The organism is Ruminococcus sp. MSJ-25, assembly GCF_018917825.1.
GTDB classification, from domain to species: domain Bacteria; phylum Bacillota; class Clostridia; order Oscillospirales; family Ruminococcaceae; genus Hominimerdicola; species Hominimerdicola aceti.
In genome coordinates this window covers 40,316-59,580 of the sequence record NZ_JAHLPI010000005.1, presented here as the reverse complement: position 1 = coordinate 59,580, position 19,265 = coordinate 40,316, and the positions used below count along the sequence as shown (strand labels likewise).

Here is a 19,265-nt window from a genome sequence, read left to right as displayed (position 1 = left end):
TTCTCCTTAAAATTCCTCAATAGCCTTGTCAAGGTCTGCAAGACCCCTTTCAGCTATCATCTTATATTTCAGTTTCTTATCTCTTATACGTTCAGGCAGCTCAGGCAGTATACCCATATTACATCCCATAGGCTGGAACTTCTCCACAGTAGGATCGCTTATATACTTTGAAAGCGCACCCAGCATTGTGGTATCAGGCAAGGTAACCGCAGGCTTGCCCTGCAAACGTCTTGCCATGCTCAACCCTGCAAAAATTCCGCTTGCCGCCGATTCGATATACCCCTCAACGCCTGTCATTTGACCTGCAAAATAAAGGTTTTGTCTATCTCGCATATTAAACTGCGGATTTAAGAGCTTAGGCGAATTGATGAAAGTGTTTCTATGCATAACTCCATAGCGTATAAATTCTGCATTTTCAAGTCCTGTGATAAGAGAAAATACTCTTTTCTGCTCACCAAATTTAAGGTTTGTCTGAAAGCCCACAAGGTTATACAGACTTCCCTCTGCGTTCTCTGCACGAAGCTGAACGACGGCATAAGGTCTGTTGCCTGTTCGTGGGTCTGTCAAACCTACAGGTTTCAATGGTCCAAAACGCATTGTGTCCTCTCCTCTTTTGGCAAGGACCTCAACAGGCATACAGCCTTCATACACCTTGAACCCGTCCTTTGAAAAGTGCTCCTTATCAAAATCATGGAGCGGAGCGGATTCCGCATTGATAAGTTCATTATAGAACCTGAGATATTCTTCCTTATTCATAGGGCAGTTGATATAATCAGCCTCGCCCTTGCCGTATCTCGAAGCAAAAAACACCTTATCCTTATCAAGACTTTCATATGTGACGATAGGTGCGGCGGCATCATGAAAATACAGATAATCACCGCATATTTTGCCGATACTCTCTGCAAGCCCATCGCTTGTAAGAGGACCTGTTGCGATTATAACATCGCCATCAGGTATATCTGTGACTTCTTCCTCGATAACAGTGATGTGAGGATTTTCCATTATCTTTGCCGTGACCATATCGGAAAACTTTTTTCTATCAACAGCAAGTGCTCCGCCTGCTGATACCTTAGTTTCAGCTGCACATTCCATTGTGACAGAGCCAAGCCTGCGCATTTCCTCTTTTAGCATACCTGCGGCTGAATCTATTCTGTCCGCTTTCAATGAATTTGAGCAGACAAGCTCTGCAAAGCCCTTATATTTATGGGCGGGCGTAAACTTTTTCGGCTTCATTTCATAAAGCTCAACGTCTATCCCTGCTTGGGCTAACTGCCACGCAGCTTCACAGCCTGCAAGTCCTGCACCTATTACCTTAACCGCCATTAGATAAATTCCTTTCATATCCGCAATCAGGCTTATGGCAAATGAGTATTCCGTTCTTTCCGCCTTTCTGGAAAAGCGTACTGCCACACTTAGGGCATTTCTCTTCGGTAGGAACGTCCCATGTCATGAACTTGCACTCAGGATTGTCCTCACAGCCGTAATACTTTTTTCCCTTTTTAGACTTTTTGAGAAGCACTTTCTTTCCGCAGTAAGGGCAAATTCCGCCTGTTTCCTGAACTATTTTCTTGGTATTCTTGCACTCAGGAAAGCCTGAGCAAGCCATAAATTTCCCATATCTGCCTATCTTTATTACCATAGGTTTACCGCAAAGCTCACACACCTGATCTGTTTCTTCGTCAGGCACTTTGATACGCTTCCCGTCCATGGCCTCCTCGGCTTCAGTCAATTCCTCGTCAAAGTCACTATAAAAGTCCTGCAAAGTTTTTACCCAACTTTTCTTGCCATTTTCCACTTCGTCAAGAGATTTCTCCATGTTTGCAGTAAACTTAACATCAACTATTTTATCAAAATGCTCGCTCATAAGCTGGTTTGTTACTTCGCCAAGCGAAGTCGGCTTAAGCTGTTTTCCGTCACGCTCAACATAATTCCTGTTTATTATGGTTGTAATAGTTGGAACATAAGTCGAAGGTCTGCCGATGCCTGTTTCCTCAAACGCCTTTACGAGGGTCGCTTCTGTGTATCTTGCAGGAGGCTGAGTGAAATGCTGATTTCCCTCAAGGTTACGCACCTTTATTGAGTCACCGGATTTTATTGGAGGAAGCACGTTTTTCTTTTCACCCTCATCGTCTTTAGCCTCTTCATAAAGAACAGTAAATCCGTCGAACTTTACAGAATAGCCTGTTGCCTTGAAGTTACAACCGTTTGCAGAGATATCAACAGAAACAGTGTCCATAAGGCAGTTTGACATCTGAGAAGCTATAAATCTCTCCCAAATGAGTTTATAAAGCTTGTACTGGTCATTCGTCACTCCGCTTGCCTTTACCATATCAGGTGTTACCTCTGGGTGTGTTGGTCGGATGGCTTCGTGAGCGTCCTGAGCGTTGCCCTTAGTTTTATATTTTTTCGGTGTATCAGGGATATACTTATCGCCATATTTTTTTCTGATAAAATCATATGCCGCTGCTCTTGCTTCATCAGAAATTCTAAGGCTGTCGGTACGCATATAGGTGATAAGACCTGTCTGACCCATATCGTTTATCTCAACACCCTCATAAAGCTCCTGAGCGGTTTTCATCGTTCTTCTCGCCTGAAAACTGAGACGTCTTGACGCTTCCTGCTGTAAAGTCGAGGTGGTGAATGGTGCGGCAGGAGATTTTCTGTGAACGCTCTTTTTTACCTTGTCGATAACAAACTCGGCACCCTCAAGTCTTTTCAGTATCTCGTCAGCCTGCTCTTTATTTTTCAACTCCGGCTTTTCTCCGTCAACTGTATTAAGCTTTGCGGCAAAGGTCTTTCTTTCACCGTTTGCGGAAAATTTTCCGTCAATGGACCAATATTCCTGAGATACAAATGCCCTTATCTCGTTTTCTCTGTCGCATATCATTTTTACTGCGACAGACTGAACTCTGCCCGCTGAAAGTCCTTTTCTTATCTTTCTCCAAAGAAAAGGTGAAAGCTTATAGCCCACAAGTCTGTCAAGGATACGTCTTGCCTGCTGTGCATTAACAAGATTTATATCAATAGAACGTGGGTGGCTCATTCCAGCTTTGATACCGGTTTCAGTAAGTTCGTTGAAAGTTACTCGGTTTTTATCATTCAGGTCAAGACCCAAAAGCAATGCAAGATGCCATGAAATGGCTTCTCCCTCTCGGTCAGGGTCTCCTGCAAGATAAACATGGTCGCTTTTCTTTGCAAGCTTTTTTATATCTTTTATAACGCCCTCTTTGTCTTTTATGTTGACATATTTAGGTTCAAAATTATTATCTATATCGACGCCCAGCTTTGATTTTGGCAGGTCACGGACATGACCCTTTGAAGCCACGACTTCATAATCATCGCTAAGATAACGCTTAATTGTTTTTATCTTCGTTGGTGACTCAACTATGATCAAATTAGACAAATCTATTCTCCATTCTTAATATATATTAAAGTCCAAACATTTTGCCCGGATATGACTTAACAGTGCCATAAAGTTCAAGCTCCGTTAGCTGTGCAAGCACATCAGAGATATCCATACCAAGCTTTGCAGCTATCTCGTCCACAAGCATATTTCCGCTTTTTAACAGTTTGCAAATGCTCTTTTGTGTGTCATCAAGCCCTGACAGATCAGGCTCAGGTGTTGGCTTTACCACATCTGTTTCAGAAACAGTCTTGCTGTCAGGCACTTTTCTTTTGCTTTTTCTGTGCTTCACTGTCTTAGGCTCGCCATTGTTAAGTATAGCAGAATCCTCAGCAGGAAGCGTGAACTCTCCCAGGCTTTCCACAAGTCTAAGAGATTGATACCTTTCATTGCCAAGCGAATACACTATATCCTCTGCGCCGAACACAGGTTGACACTCATTTCTTATGAGATCACGTTGTCCGAAATATCGACTGTCATAGATATCATGTGGTGGTACTACAAATACCTGTTTTCCTTGAGATATGGCGTGATTGACATTATCAAGGCCATGACTTTCCTTGCTACACTCAGTAAAAAGCACTGCATTTGAAAGTCCTGTAAGAATCCTATTGCGATTCACAAAAGCATTTCCAAATGGTTTATAACCCGGAAAATACTCTGATATTACTACTCCATTCTCAGCGATCTGTTTTTTTAGCTCGTTACTTCCCTTAGGGTAATCACAATCAAGAGCTGTGCCACACACAGCTATAGGTCTACTATTATTTTCAATAGCTACCCTGTTAGCGATCTGATCTATACCGCCTGCAAACCCCGAAGCAAGCAGACAGTTTCTTCTTATAAGATCTGCGCAAATATGCTTCGTTATCTTTACAGAATATTCAGACGGCTCACGGGAGCCTACTACTGAAATAACGCATTTATCGTTTAAAAAGTCAAGGTTACCATAAGTATACAGAACAGCAGGTGGATTTGCGATCCGTTTAAGTCTGTCAGGATAGCCCTCACTTTCGTAACAATAAATATTTATGCCAAGCTCTTCACAGCGTTTTTTTATGATTTCTGCGTCTTTAAGACTATATTTTCCTATCCTCTGAAGCTCTTTATCATTAAGTCCGCTGACCATATGATCATCGAGTGCAGTCATGAACTCAACTATATCATCATAATTTGCAGAAACTTCCCATATACGTTTGCTCGATGGAGTGAAAATCAGAACCGCTCTTATCCACAATAAAAGTCTTTCTTTATCCATGACTGCCACCTCGAAACATTTCCCACAAAATGATTGTGCCTGCGCAAGCAGCATTAAGTGATTCTATGTTGCCGTGCATAGAAATAGTCACACGATTTTTACAAATGTCTGAATGTTCTTTAGGTAAACCTTTGCCCTCGTTTCCTATTACAACAGCACACGGTCTATCAAAATCAAATTCTGTGATATTTTCACCGTTTCTGACAACTGCAGCATTTGTAACGATACCAAGCTCATCAAAAAGCGTTGCGACGTTCAGAAAATTATCCACTACAAAAAGATCAAGTCTTGTAGTACTTCCCATAGCGGAACGAACCACCTTTGGGTTATACAGATCAACGCAATTATCTGTCATAACTACTCCACTAACGCCTACGGCATCGGCAGTTCTTAGAAGCGTACCCAAATTACCTGGGTCCTGTAAATTATCAAGCACAAGATACTTCCCGTTTTTGTCAATATACTCAGCCACAAAAGGCAAATCGACCTTAAAAACGATCATATAAATGCCCTGAGAGTTTCCCTCATCTGTCATCTTTTTCGCAAGCTCATCAGATATTTCAAAAACATCTTCAGGTCTTGTGCACGAGAAAAGGCTATCAGTTTTAAGTGTATTTTTATATTTAGTCAAGGCCGTTTGAGTATAGAAAACAGAATGGACTTTTATTCTTCCGCACACAGCTTCATAAGCGGTGTCAACGCAGTTTCTTGCACCTTCAACAGCAAACAATCCATGTTCTTCCCTAGCTTTTTTTGATGACAGAAGCTTTCTGAAAAGCTTCACTCTAGGATTATCTTTACTATTAATATGCAAACTGCGTCACCTCTTATTCTGAAAATTTAATCATTTAGTTGCCAAATGCGTCATATATGGTGTTGCCTTAATATACAACAAAACACGCAGGTTACAAGAACGTGCGTGTTTTTGACTATTAAAGAGCAGCCTTCGCCTTTTCTGCGATCGCTGTGAAACCAGCAGGATCGCTGATAGCTATTTCGGAGAGCATCTTTCTGTTAAGATTGATACCAGCCTTGTTTACGCCGTTCATGAATGTTGAATAATTCATACCGTTCATTTTAGCAGCTGCTGAAATTCTTGTGATCCAAAGCTTTCTGAAGTCTCTCTTCTTCTGCTTTCTTCCAATGTATGCATACTGACCTGACTTCATTACAGCCTGTTTAGCCATTTTGAAGTGCTTGCTCTTGGCACCAAAGTATCCCTTAGCAAGCTTCAGAGTCTTATTTCTTCTCTTACGAGTCATCATTGCTCCCTTTACACGAGCCATAGTTATTACCTCCTGAAATTTTTAAAATTTGTTTTCCCTACAACTCGTTTATTTGTAAGGGATAAGAGCCTTTACGTTCTTGATGTTGGTATCATCTGCATAAGCTGCACCACGCAGGATTCTCTTACGCTTGTGATCCTTCTGAGTAAGTCTGTGTCTTTTGTTTGTGTGCTGGAACTTAACCTTACCGCTACCGGTAACACTGAAACGCTTCTTAGCACCAGAATGTGTTTTGATCTTTGGCATTGTATTTATCCTCCTTATTATTTTACTTGTTTACTTTCGGAGAAACGAACATCACAAGACTGCGTCCCTCCATTTTTGATGGCTTGTCAACAACGCCGGCTTCAGAGATAGCGTCTTTGAATTTTGCAAGAAGTTCTTCACCGAACTGTGGATGAGCCAAAGTTCTTTTCTTGAACCTTACAGAAACCTTTATCTTATCTCCTCCGTTAAGGAATTTAACAGCCTGATTGACCTTTACATTAAAATCATGAGTGTCGATCGTAGATGACATTCTAACTTCCTTGATCTCGATAACTTTCTGATTTTTCTTTGCTTCCTTCGCGCGCTTTGTCTGTTCAAAACAGAACTTGCCATAATCCATGATACGGCATACAGGCGGAGTTGCCTGAGGAGCGATCTTTACAAGATCAAGATCTTTCTCAAATGCAATTTTAAGAGCCTCGTCAGCACTTAAAATACCAAGCTGATTTCCGTCAACGTCTATGACCCTGAGTTCTTTATCACGGATCTCTTCGTTGATCTGATGTTCCCTGTTGCTAATGACGCAGCACCTCCAAAAATAAAATAAAACGGGCACAGAACTGATCCGTACCCGCATAAAATCACATTGATATGCAAATTCATGTTGACCTTTTTACTACAGAGAACTGCGCTTAAGGTGAGAACGGACATTGTTCTGCTTTGTTTACCATGATATTATACTACACTTTTACCCACTTGTCAATACCTTTTCTCAAATTATTTCAAAAAAATATTATCAAAGCTCTCTATATGTCATTATATCACATTCAGAGCTTGATTTCAACCCCTTTCCGCAGCCAAAATGAATAAATATAACAGCTTTTTATTTTCTCTCCGAGTATCATCTCAAACGATGCTTTATACAGTGCAAGCTGTGTTTTATAGCCCATGAGCTGTGACAAATCATTAAATCTGTCAGTTTTATAATCAACAATAACATATCCGTCAGGCTCGTGGAAGATACAATCGGCGATACCTTGAAGCATACCGCTGTTACCATTATATTCAGGAAGATTTTCACTTAAGTCAAGATCGCTCATTGAAACAAGAAACTTCTTTTCACGCATCACATTATCGGAATTTTTCACACGCTCATAAAAATCAGATCTAAAGAATGCTTCAAGTGCTTCAACATAAACTCCGTCAGCTTCTTTCTGGCTGAAGTACCCCTGATTCACAAGACGTTCAAGCTCTGTTTTTACGCTTTCATGTGCCTTATCATAGTCCGATAACTCCATAAATTTGTGGGTAAAAGTTCCCTTTTCCGCTGCTGATAGTTTATCAAACTCATCATCAAGCCGTGGAAGACTAGGATAAAACTCAGGTTCGGTTTTCTCTGTCTGCTTCTCTTTTTCAGCCGCAGTTATCTCCGTAACAGTAAGCTTTGCTGGTGTTGATACTCCTGACCAGTCATACTCAAATGCAAATTTGTCAAGAAGATTTCTAAGTATTGTTTTGTCCGCTCCTATTTCGCTAATAGTTGTATCTTCTTCCTGTGTCTGCTCTGTATTTTCAATGCCGTATTCATTATATATTATCTCAGGCTCAGGGTATTCGTCCCCGCTGACAGCTATATTATCACTGCCAAGCCAAGATGTGAGTTGATCACCCGTGGAGTGAAGTGCAAGCGTGATTGTTATCCAATCAAGCATCGTTTCAGCGTCCGCCACAACATTTTCAAGAGAATCTCCCTGCTTTGAGTATATGTTTCTAAGCCTGTCAACTATTCCTGCTTTTCTTTCGATAACTTTGTCATATGTGGTATTGCTGTAAATAATCGGTGCATAACTTATAAAAAGCCTTTCTTTCGCTCTCGTACATCCAACATAAAGCAGGCGGAGTTTTTCACTTTTTTCCTCTGCTTTTGATTCCTTTGAAAGCTTATCATAGTAAAGTGAAGTTTTTCTCATAAGTTTACTGTTATCCATAAAACTAAAAGCAAAGCCCAGCTTGTTATGTGAACAGTAACCTTTGTCTTTCTTTATAAGCGGTATGTCAAGCTGACATAAAAATACAAATGGATATTCAAGACCTTTTGAAGCATGGTAGGTCTTTATGTAAACGGAATCTGAGCCCTCTGTTACTGTCATTGCCTGCTTAAAGGCTTTTTCATTTGAGGACACAGAGTCGATATATCTTAGAAAACCAGTTACGCCCTCTTGACTATTTTGCTCATAGGATGAAGCATATTCAAGAAGCAGACGAAGGTTTGCTCGCTTTTTATCAGAATCAAGATACAGCGAAACGATCCCCATAAGGTCGGTCATGTCATATATTTTTCTTATGAGCCGTTCAAGACCCATGCTCATTGAAAGATAACGCAGGGAATTAATAAGCTTATTAAGCTCTATGCACTTATCCTGCAATGTTTTATTATTAAAGCTTATATGAGTAGCTTCCTTTTCGTGGCTGTCCTCAGCAGAAGCTGACGCCGCTACCACCTGATAGATATGGTCTTTCAGTTTGCTGTTAGGCTTCTTTGACTTTTCTGTTACTGCCGCCATTTCATCAGGCGTAAATCCCATGATAGGCGACATCATGATAGCTGTCATTGCAATATCGTTCATAGGATTGTCAATTACCCTGAGCATATTCAGCACAAGTGTTATCTCTCTTGACTTCATGTATCCGTTTGTATCCTCAGAATATGCTTTCAGACCTACCTCTTCAAGGGCTTTTGCCATAAGGGTAATTTCATCATTCTTTTGAACAAGTATACAAAAATCTCCTGCACGGCATGGTCTTAGAGAGCCATGATCTTTGACTTCCTCACCGTTTTCAAGCATGTGCTTTATCTTTTGCGCTATCACTTTGTTCTCCACAGAATAGCCATTTGTCTTTTTGTAGTCCTTATCAAAAGGTATGAGCATTATTTCTGTAGGCTTGTTATTTTCATCATAAAGTTCACCGTATCGAAGTTCTTCATTTCTATCATAATCCACCTGACCTGTGTGCTGTGTCATAAGATAGTGGAACAGAAAATTTACAAAATCGACCACAGACTCACGACTTCTGAAATTCTTGCTTAGCAAGATAGCCTCGAGCTGTTCGCTGTTTTCAGGTGCGGAAGCGTCATTTCTCGTTTTGCTGAAAAGTTCAGGATTTGAGAGTCTGAAACGATATATAGCCTGCTTTATATCGCCAACCACAAAAACATTTTTGCCCATGATATCCAAGTTATCAGAATCAGAAAGCGAGCGGAAAACAAGCTCCTGAAGATTATTCACGTCCTGAAACTCGTCTATGAAAATAAGCTCATATAGCCTGTTTCTGCGAATTTCCTCGCAAAGCTCCGTGCGAACAGGTCCATTCTCGGTATCTTTTACAAGCAATTCTCTCGCCATTATCTCAACGTCAGAAAAAGTAACGCCATTTCGTTCAAGCTTCATTTCTTGTGAGATCTTGTCTATATCTTCGCATACCCTGCACAGAACAGTAAATATTCTGTCAGATTCAAGCATATTTTCCTTCATGATTAGTTTTGTGTTATTGAACATATCGGTAATTTTAGCTACGATATCTTTATATTTGTTTCTGTATGATGCACAGAAGGCATAATTGTCCTTGAATCTAATGCGAATATCATCGTCAAGTGATGCATTGAAAGCCTTGTTCGTGGGAAATCTTTTTATGGTGCTGAATTTCCAATCTGACTTAGCAATAGTATCTATATCACCGCTTTCAAGAAGCTTTCTTAACCTATGAAGAAGTTCTCTGTCACTGTCGGCAGTTTCATTCATTTTGATATGTTTTATAAATGGTATGCCTTCTATCTCTTTACGGCAGGCATATTCTTCAAAAACCTCATACATTGAAAATGCTTCTTTAAGCTTTGTTTGAGCTACACATATATTATCTTTTATAAAGCTGTCAAAAATCTTATCATCAGTAAAGTTTTTATGTACCTCTGCTATCCAACGCTTAGGAAACGGCAGTGAACGCATGAATTTATAAAGATTGTCGGTGATTTCATTGAGAGTTTTATCCGCAAAAGCGTTTTTCAGCAGTTTGTAGCTTTCATAATCTTCTTCACAAAGCTTTTCATAAGCCTGCGTGATAGCTTCCTGCAAAATAAGATTTTGTACACTGTCATCAAGTATATCAAGTCCTCCCTGAAAATCAAATTCATGTAGATTACTTTTCACAAGGTCAAGACAGAAAGAATTTATTGTAGATATCCTCGCAAGCTGGATAAGATTTTGCTGACTAAGCAGCCACTTATTTTCAGGGTCACGGCGAAGCTGTTCGTCAAAAGCACGGCTGAGTTTTTCTTTCATGCTTGAAGCGGCTTCTTTTGTGAATGTTACTGCAAGAAGTCTGTCGGCAGGTATTTTATTTTTTTCATCAGAAAGAAGTTGTATCATTCGTTCTATAAGCACTGTGGTTTTGCCGCTTCCTGCCGCCGCTGAAACTATAATGCCCTTGCCACGGTCACTAATGGCTCTTTCCTGCTCTTTGGTCCATTTTGTATCAGCCAATTATTTTTTCTCCTTTCTGTCAGTTAATTCTTCCATAAGTTTTTCTTCATAAACTCTGTCTTTCACGTCTGTAACGTCCTCTTGGTTTATCCTGCCGCAGATATCGTGAAAATCACAGTGCTTGCAGGCTTCCGCCACAGGTCTTGCCTGAATGTTTCCCTGGCAAAGCTGTTCACCAAATTGCGCCACTTTGCCTATAGCAAATTCTCTGAGCTTTGTAAAAAAGCCGTCTGGAACAGTGCCTGAAATGCCGTTGGTTTTAGAATATTTAAAAGGCGCATAGGCGTAATTTTCTTCTGAGCTGAAAGCTTCGGTGACAGCCTTTATATCAACGACTTTTCCTATAGGCTTGAAAGCGTTTAGCCGTGATCTGCTCTCGGCTTCTTCTACGTCAGCGTCGGCTGTCTGCTCGTATGTTTTAGGCTTGTTTCCTAGCGTGTAGTATACGATACCAGCCTGCTTCAATCCACCGTCTATATTCACTGGATTTTTGGTTTCAAGTAAAGCGGTAAGATACACGAACATCTGCAAATTAAGGCCATTGTAGAGCATTGAATATTTAAGGTCTATAGAGCCTGTTTTATAGTCGATTATTCTCACATATTTTTCACCGTTCTCATCCTCGAAAACGTCAACTCTGTCGATAATTCCCGTAAGGATTATCTTATCTCTGCCGTTTACGTCTATGATAAGTCTGTCTTCTCCTTCGGACTTGTCTATTTTGTATTCCAAAAGCGCAGGCCTGAATTTTGAGTGAAGAAGCTCATTCTGCATAAAACGAATAATATGCAGGATATTGCTTTCCATACGCTCCTGTAAAAATACAAATGACGGAGATTTTCCGAACATTCCACCAAGGCTTTCCTTTATATATTCGGTAACGTTTTTGTGGATATACTCTTTTATCTCATCATCTGAGAGAGTAAGGAAAGCTTTGTCAAAGCCTGTGCCGTCATCACCTTTACGCATTATCTTTTCAAGAAGCTGATGAATGATAAGTCCCCTGTTAAGCCCGTCGATATCTGCCTTTCTGACAGTTTTAAGATCAAGACCATACTTGCAGAAATAATTGAACGGGCATTTATAATATGTATCAAGCTGAGTAGGCGAGACCTTTGCAGGCTGTTCTGACATGAAAAGCTTTTCTGCTGTCTTTTCGTCAAGCTTATAGTCACCGTTTTCATGAAGATTCTTTGTTCGCATAAGTTTCTCGGCATATTCCTGCGATAACCCCAACACAGACCTAATCGCAGAAGTTGTAGCGTTTTTATCACGGGAATGTTCCATATATTTATAGTAAGCTGTCCTGAAAGAAGTGCAGTAAAAATCAAGCCCCATGTCCTGAGCTTTGGTATTTGTTTTGCCGAACATTCCGTTAAGCTCGGAAACAAGCGCAGATGGGTGGTGAGTTTCTCCTACAAGGTCAGATTCTGAATAAAGCACATAGAGCTTTTCGTCTGCAAGGGTAAAAGCGTTGTAGCACACAAGCTTCTCTGTCTGAAAAGATTTTCTTGCGCTGTGTGAGATATGAATATCGCTTCCCTCTAATATCATTTTTTCATTTTCTGTGATAAGTCCACCAGAGCTTAAAGACGCAGGAAATATGCCGTCGTTCACCTCAACAAGAAAGACAGCCTTTACGCCCTCAAGCCTTGAATGGCTCGGGTCGCATATCCTTACGCAGTCAAGTTTCTGTGGAGGACGTGAAACACTCATTTGCGAAAGCATGAGCTTGAAAAGCTCATAAAACTGTCTGAGGGAGATAACTTCGTCATTCATGCAGTCATAGACGGATTTGATAGCCGAAAGAACAGAGTTCCAAAGTTGTTTCAATCCTCTTGCCATTTCAAGCTGAGTTTCGTTATCCGAAGTTCCTGCTTTTTTTACTACAGAAAAGGTCTGCTGAGAAAGCTCAATGCTGCCAAGAAGATCATAAAGCCCACGGCACAATTCCCCTGCTGTAATGTCTTTAACAAGTTTGCTTTTAAATGCTTCAAAAGGCTCAATTATCTTTCGTCTTGAGCAGTTTATTTTTTCAAGCTGTTTTTCGCTGAGATCACCTGCAACAGTAAAATCACTGAGCCACATATCACCCTCAACGCTCCAACGTATGCAATAGTCTTCCAGATTTGATATCTCGATATTCAGCATTGGAAAAAGCGGCGATTTTATGTATTTCAAAATATTGTCCGTGGAATACTTTCTTGAAAGCAAGCACTTGAAAAGCGAGTTCATATACCTCACCAGAGATGATGAAGAAACACTGTCACTGCAGTCTGAAAAATATGGTATCTCATATCTGTCAAACGTACCCTCAAAAACGGAAGCACAATCTTTAAGGTTTCTTGCAAGCAAAGCTATATCACTGAATTTATAGCCTTTTTCTCTGACAAGCTCCCATATCTTTCCACTGACAAATTCACTTTCTTCGTAAATATCCGTTGCTGATATAACAGAAACATTTTCGCACTTTCCGACGTATGGCTTTTTACAGGTGTTGTAAATCTCTTTGCTCACATATTCAAGTTCAGGGACTCTAAATGAGCTGTTACAACACTCTACCGTGTTGACCTTGTAATTATGATCAGCGGAAATATCTGTTATCTGCTGCAACGTTTTAAGAGTATCAGCAAAAGGGTGATTTGCATATCTTCTAATGCTTTCATTGTCGATACATAGAGAGAACGTTATACTCTTGCACTGTGCGATACAAGCGTCAAGCATTTTAAGTTCATCAAAAGAGAAATCGTTGAAAGCGTCAACAAAAACTGTCATTCCACGGAAATATCCGTTTTCCTTCACCTGATCCACACTTCTTGACATTGCCGACAGTGTGTCCTGCATTCCTGCCTTTTCAAGCTCATCCATGTAAAAATCATAAAGCCTTGAGATATCAAAAAGTTTCATGGCAAGAGAGCCGCTCTGCTTCTCAGCAGCAAGAGCTAGATCCTGCGGTGTTATTCCGCTTTCACGAAACTGGCTCACAAGTTCGTTAAGTTCGGCTAAGAAACTGCCCTTTTCAAGACTCTTTTTATAAAAGCGGATATCCTTGGTCTGCTTAAGACGTCTTACAGCCTTATACATAAGGATAGTGCGGACGTTATCATCGGCATTTTCTTTTGCCCTACCGCCATAAAGCTTCTCTGTGAACTCAGCGATACGGTTAAAGCCTGCAGTCTGTATGACGTTGAAATCTGCCGCACCAAGGTGTTCATACAGTTTTTTATCATATTCAAAAGAAAACTGATCTGGTATTATGACCATGACCTGCTCGCCGTTTTTTACAGCAGACTTGATCTTATCTATGAAAACTTTGTCACGTCCACTGTGAGAACCACCGCTTATAACTGTTACCATTGAATGAGCCTCCGTTATGATTGATATTTATATAATAACACGGCAAGGCTCAAAAGTCAATCGTACTTTTGATACAAGTACAAATAAATGTACACTTAGCTAAAAAGACTTTTAATTATCTCGGCTATTTTAAAAGAAAACTTTATATCTTCCCTATTGCCGTCTATGACAGTTATACCACTGCCATTTTTATCGTTTTTTTCATCTGACATAACATTGCTCAAAACGAATGCTGCCCCAAGGTTTGATGAGGAAAAAGCAGCGGCTTTGATGCCTGCAGAGCTTACCGTAACGACAAATGAAATGATGATAGCTGTAACAAACTTTTTCATTAAAAATGGCCTCCCATAAATATCTGTTGTTCAGATTATGGGAGGTCATAATTATTTTATTCAGTTTCCGAAAAATTTTCTTGCGATATCTACCGACTCTTTTGCGTCTTTTGCATAATAGTCAGCGCCTATCTGCTCTGCATAATCGGCCGTTACAACCGCACCGCCTACTATTATCTTGCAGTCAACATTGTTTTCACGAAGAAGCTTAACTGTATTTTCCATGCTCACAAGAGTTGTTGTCATAAGCGCAGAAAGACCGATAAGATGTACGTCATTTTCTATTGCACAATCAACTACTGTCTGATAGTCAACGTCCTTGCCAAGGTCAATAACGTCATAACCATAGTTTTCAAGAAGTACCTTTACAATGTTCTTGCCGATATCGTGGATATCGCCCTTTACTGTTGCAAGGATTATCTTGCCCTTAGAAACGCTTTTTTCACCCGTTGACAGAATGTAATTTTTTATTACCTCAAAGCAAGCCTGTGCAGTGCAAGCTGTCTGGATAAGCTGTGGCAGGAAAAGCTTGCCCTTTTCAAATTCTGCACCAGCCTTATCAAGTGCTGGGATAAGCATATCGTTGACAATGTTCATGGCTTCTGTTTCCTGCAAAAGCTTTGCAGTAAGGTCAGCTGCTTCTTTCTTCAAACCATTTTCGATAGCATACGGCAAGTCTATCTCAGCTTTTGCGCCTGTTGCGGCAGGAGCAGTTTTTTTCTCGCCACCGTAGTGAGAAATAAAGTCAACAGAGTTTTTATCTATGTTTGTCAGAAGCTTGTAGGCACGAACAGTTGCCGTCATAGAATCAATATTAGGATTCATTATCGGCAGGTCAAGACCCTTTGTGAGCGCCATCATAAGAAAGTTGTGATTAACTATCTCTCTGCTAGGCAGACCAAAGCTGATATTCGATACACCGAGAACTGTTTTAAGTCCAAGCTCGTTCTTTACTCGCTCCACTGCATTTACTGTCTGCATAACATTTTCCTGCTCCGCAGAAGCGGTAAGAGTAAGACAATCTATATACACATCTTCTTTTCTAATACCGTATTCAAGCGCCTTGTCAAGTATCTTTTTAGCAAGCTCAAATCTCTTGTCAGCACTCTTTGGTATGCCGTTTTCATCGAGAGTAAGACCTACCACAGCCGCACCATATCTCTTTACAAGAGGAAGAACATTTTCAATGGAGCTGTCCTCAGCGTTTACAGAATTGACGATAGGCTTGCCATTATAAGCCCTCAGAGCCGCTTCAAGCACCTCAGGTATAGTTGAATCCACCTGCAAAGGCACATCGACAACGCCCTGCAAAGCCTTAACAGCCTTGACCATCATACTCTTTTCGTCAATGCCCGGCAGACCAACATTTACATCAAGAATATCCGCACCTGCGTGTATCTGCTCGATAGCCTGACCAAGAATATAGTCGATATCATTTGCAAGCAGTGCTTCTTTAAAACGTTTCTTGCCAGTAGGATTGATACGTTCGCCGATTATTCTTGGCTGGTCTATAACCACAGTATGTGTCGGTGAACAGCAAGCGGCAGGAATATCATTATGCACGCTGACGTGCTTCTTGCCTTTGAGCATTTCAGCAAGCTTTTTGATATACTCAGGATTAGTTCCGCAACAACCTCCAAGCACCTTAACTCCCAATGGGATAAGCTTTTCTGCAAACTCTGCAAAATCTTCAGGTGAACAGTTATATTCATTTGTAACAGGGTCAGGAAGTCCTGCATTAGGCTTTACTACAACAGGGAGATTTGTCCACTTGCAAAGCTCCTCCACAACAGGATAAAGCTCCTTTGGCCCTAATGAGCAGTTCACACCGATTGCGTCAACGCCCAGACCCTCCAAAGTCAAAGCCATGGAGCTTATGGCAACGCCAGTAAATGTACGCATATTTTCCTCAAAAGTCATTGTGCAGACTATAGGAAGATCGCTGTTTTCCTTTGCCGCAAGAACAGCCGCTTTAAGTTCATAGAGATCTGTCATTGTTTCAAAAACGATAAGGTCTGCGTCAGCTCCTGCAAGTATCTGCTCCTTATAAATATCGTAAGCTTCTTCAAAAGTGAGCGTTCCTGTTGGCTCTAAAAGCTGTCCGATAGGTCCGATATCAAGAGCAACAAGGGTATCAGTACCCTCACAGGCTTTTCTAGCATTTTTTATAGCCGCAGGGATAGCCTGCTGGACAGTATATCCGCACTTTTCAAGCTTGTGTCTGTTTGCACCGAAAGTGTTGGCGTAAACAATGTCTGAGCCTGCGTTTATATACTGGCGGTGTATGTCCACCAGCCAATCAGGCTTGTCTATGTTAAGGGCTTCAGGGGTGCCACCCATTTCAAGTCCCTTTGCCTGAAGCATCGTACCCATTGCTCCGTCAAGTATGACAAATTCTTTTGTTTTAAGTAATGTTCTAAAATCCACAATGATCTCCTCTTTTTCTGAATTGACAGACTTCCCTCATATTACAGCAGGCACAACCACGTCTGCCCTTTGATATTTCATTTTCTGACAATCCGATTATCGCCGTAACAGACTTTCTCGGCGTCAGTATATTATTTTCAGTTGCATTAAGCCCGATAAATTTCTGCGCATTGAGTACGTCAAGAAAAACTCTCTGCACGCTGATAGGCAGATCGCCATAACCAGGAGAAAACCTCCATGTCTGATTATATCCGCTGAGCTTTTCTTTCACAGTGTTGTCAACTATATCGCATACCTGCTCCACAGCCGCACTTGCAAGGCAATCCGCTATCATAGCTTTAGCCATATCCTCTGCTTCATAAGCACGAAGCTTTCTATCAACGCCCGAAGAAATAGTCGCTGCAAAAAGCACGCATTTACTGCATCCCTCAAGGTGTCTGCATATATCATTGCCGCCAAGAAACAACGGAGTACCGATGACCTCAACACCGTTCTCTTTATGAGCGACATCAAACACTCTGTACACAAATTTAGGCTCAATGACCTTCAAAAGCTCTTTTTCACATTCATCTATCAGCAAAGCCGTGCGTTCGTCTGGCTTGTTATTGCCCATTCCCATATATCTCACAGCTTCTTTGACGTTTATATGTTCAAGTTTCAAATAATCACCTACCAATTGTTATTATACCACATTACTATGAATTTTACAACAATAAATAATAAATGTACGTTCACAAAAAAAGTCCCCGCAATCATCAGGGACTTTGTGTTACATATTGTCAGCGTCTTTAAGATACTGTTCAGCATTTTCAAGCATAAGCTCTGTGATATTTTCACCGCCCATTATCCTTGCTATCTCATACTTTCTCTGCTCATGATCGAGAGTTCTAACAGTTGTAACTGTCCTGTCGCCCTGTATATTTTTCTCAATAAGCAAATGATTATCCGCCATAACAGCCATTTGAGCAAGGTGGGTCACGCAAAGAACTTGCCTAAGGCGAGATATCTGTTTCAGCTTTATACCTATCTTCTGAGCCGCTCTGCCGCTTACTCCTGTGTCTATCTCGTCAAATATCAGCGTGCCGATACTGTCCTTTTCAGCAATTACGTTTTTCAGTGCAAGCATTATCCTTGAAAGCTCACCGCCTGAAGCGATCTTCGCAATAGGCTTTGGCTCTTCGCCAAGGTTTGCAGAAATAAGAAACTCTATGCTATCCATGCCATTTATGGTGAGCTTGCCTGTTTTCTGCTGAACCACCAGCTTGACCTTTGGCATATTGAGAAATTCAAGCTCCTCTGTTACCTGAGAAACAAACCGCTCTCCTGCTTTTTTTCTATGGTCTGAAAGTGCTTTGGCTTTCTTTGATACTTCCGCAAGAAGTCTTTCCTTTTCTTTATTAAGCTCGTCTAAGCTCTGCTCTGCTCCGCTCAGTTCATCAAGCTCATTCTGTGAATTTTCAAGAGTAGTCAGTACATCATCAAGTTCAGGTCCATATTTCTTCATGATACGCCTGAGTTCATCAGAACGCTGATTAAGGTAATCATAACGTTTCGGGTCGATATCGAGGCTGTCAAGAAGTGAGCCTATCTCCTCGGAAATATCCTCCATTTCAATAGCCGCAGAACTAAGTCTGTCATATATAGGCGATATCTCAGTCATTATATCAGTATATTCCTCAACCGATTTTGAAGCTCTCTGCGTCATCTCCACTGCACCATCTGTGTCATCATCGCCCGAAAGAAGTTGTTTTGCCATATAAAGAGCCTCAGAGATTGCAACAGCATTTTTAGAGATGTTAAGCTCTGCTTCTATCTCTTTATCCTCGCCTTCATGAATGTTTAGCGCATTTATCTCCTCGACAATATCAGCAAGCTCAGCCATGCGAAACTCTTTTTTGCTTTGCTCAGTTTTTATCTTGTTTATCTTCTTTGCAATGCTTTGAAGCTCTCTGAAAGAGCTGTGATAATCTTCTATAAGAGCTTCCGATTCGGCATAGCTGTCAAGTATCTCTATATGACGTTCAGGAGCCATGAGTATCTGATTGTCGTGCTGTCCATGGATAGTTACAAGCGTTTCTCCGATAGCTTTAAGTACGGAAACGTTCACCGCTCTCGAGTTGACTCTTGCAACGCTTCCACCATCTGAACGTATCTCACGGGTAAGGAAAAGCTGTCCGTCTTCTGCGCTTATACCAAGCTCGTCTAGTACCTGCAAAACATTGTCCCCAATGTCAGTAAACAACGCTGAAATAACAGCCTTGTCCGTGCCTGTTCTCACAATATCCTTAGTGACACGCTGACCGAGGATAGCATTTATTCCATTTATAAGTATAGACTTACCTGCTCCCGTTTCGCCTGTGAAAACATTAAGCTTATCAGAAAAATCTATAGTTGCCTTTTCTATCACGGCAAGATTTTCAATATAAAGTTCACTTAACATTTTAGATCATTCCTCTG

Annotated in this window: 13 protein-coding genes; all 13 read right to left on the bottom strand. The window is 40.9% G+C overall.

The window, feature by feature from the left end; genetic code table 11:
* Positions 1 to 6: 6 nt before the first annotated feature.
* The 13 genes from trmFO to recN all read right to left on the bottom strand — a co-directional run bounded on the left by trmFO (position 7) and on the right by recN (position 19,248).
* A complete protein-coding gene (gene trmFO, locus KQH97_RS01440) occupies positions 7 to 1,323 on the bottom strand; it encodes a methylenetetrahydrofolate--tRNA-(uracil(54)-C(5))-methyltransferase (FADH(2)-oxidizing) TrmFO (protein WP_216552291.1) in 1,317 nt (438 codons plus the stop codon).
* A complete protein-coding gene (gene topA, locus KQH97_RS01435; RefSeq protein WP_117927576.1) occupies positions 1,313 to 3,403 on the bottom strand; it encodes a type I DNA topoisomerase in 2,091 nt (696 codons plus the stop codon). Before topA ends, trmFO begins: the two co-directional genes overlap by 11 nt.
* Before the next feature lie 25 nt (positions 3,404 to 3,428).
* Entirely contained in the window at positions 3,429 to 4,661 is a 1,233-nt protein-coding gene (locus tag KQH97_RS01430) for a DNA-processing protein DprA (RefSeq protein WP_181984396.1), read from the bottom strand.
* Entirely contained in the window at positions 4,654 to 5,475 is an 822-nt protein-coding gene (locus KQH97_RS01425; RefSeq protein WP_117923678.1) for an RNA methyltransferase, read from the bottom strand. The genes KQH97_RS01430 and KQH97_RS01425 overlap by 8 nt, the downstream gene beginning before the upstream one ends.
* Positions 5,476 to 5,593: 118 nt before the next feature.
* Positions 5,594 to 5,947: a 50S ribosomal protein L20 gene (gene rplT, locus KQH97_RS01420; RefSeq protein ID WP_022286868.1), complete on the bottom strand. Its 354-nt coding sequence runs from the start codon at positions 5,945 to 5,947 to the stop codon at positions 5,594 to 5,596.
* Between the two features lie 48 nt (positions 5,948 to 5,995).
* Positions 5,996 to 6,193 (bottom strand): 50S ribosomal protein L35, encoded by a 198-nt coding sequence (gene rpmI, locus KQH97_RS01415; protein WP_022286867.1) that lies wholly within the window; start codon positions 6,191 to 6,193, stop codon positions 5,996 to 5,998.
* Positions 6,194 to 6,215: 22 nt separating this feature from the next.
* Positions 6,216 to 6,770: a translation initiation factor IF-3 gene (gene infC, locus KQH97_RS01410; protein WP_022286866.1), complete on the bottom strand. Its 555-nt coding sequence runs from the start codon at positions 6,768 to 6,770 to the stop codon at positions 6,216 to 6,218.
* 211 nt (positions 6,771 to 6,981) lie between these two features.
* Positions 6,982 to 10,692 (bottom strand): UvrD-helicase domain-containing protein, encoded by a 3,711-nt coding sequence (locus tag KQH97_RS01405; RefSeq protein ID WP_216552289.1) that lies wholly within the window; start codon positions 10,690 to 10,692, stop codon positions 6,982 to 6,984.
* A complete protein-coding gene (locus tag KQH97_RS01400; RefSeq protein ID WP_216552287.1) occupies positions 10,693 to 14,049 on the bottom strand; it encodes a PD-(D/E)XK nuclease family protein in 3,357 nt (1,118 codons plus the stop codon).
* A 95-nt stretch (positions 14,050 to 14,144) separates the two neighbouring features.
* Positions 14,145 to 14,381 carry a hypothetical protein gene (locus KQH97_RS01395; protein WP_117905343.1) on the bottom strand — a complete coding sequence of 79 codons (237 nt, stop codon included), beginning with the start codon at positions 14,379 to 14,381 and terminating at the stop codon, positions 14,145 to 14,147.
* A gap of 60 nt (positions 14,382 to 14,441) precedes the next feature.
* Positions 14,442 to 16,808, bottom strand: a complete 2,367-nt coding sequence (locus KQH97_RS01390; RefSeq protein WP_216552285.1) for a homocysteine S-methyltransferase family protein — start codon at positions 16,806 to 16,808, stop codon at positions 14,442 to 14,444.
* The gene (locus KQH97_RS01385) at positions 16,798 to 17,469 is read right to left on the bottom strand and encodes a vitamin B12 dependent-methionine synthase activation domain-containing protein (protein WP_046439282.1); all 672 of its coding nucleotides are present in this window, start codon (positions 17,467 to 17,469) and stop codon (positions 16,798 to 16,800) included. Before KQH97_RS01385 ends, KQH97_RS01390 begins: the two co-directional genes overlap by 11 nt.
* Before the next feature lie 108 nt (positions 17,470 to 17,577).
* The gene (recN, locus tag KQH97_RS01380; RefSeq protein ID WP_117897271.1) at positions 17,578 to 19,248 is read right to left on the bottom strand and encodes a DNA repair protein RecN; all 1,671 of its coding nucleotides are present in this window, start codon (positions 19,246 to 19,248) and stop codon (positions 17,578 to 17,580) included.
* Positions 19,249 to 19,265: the final 17 nt, after the last annotated feature.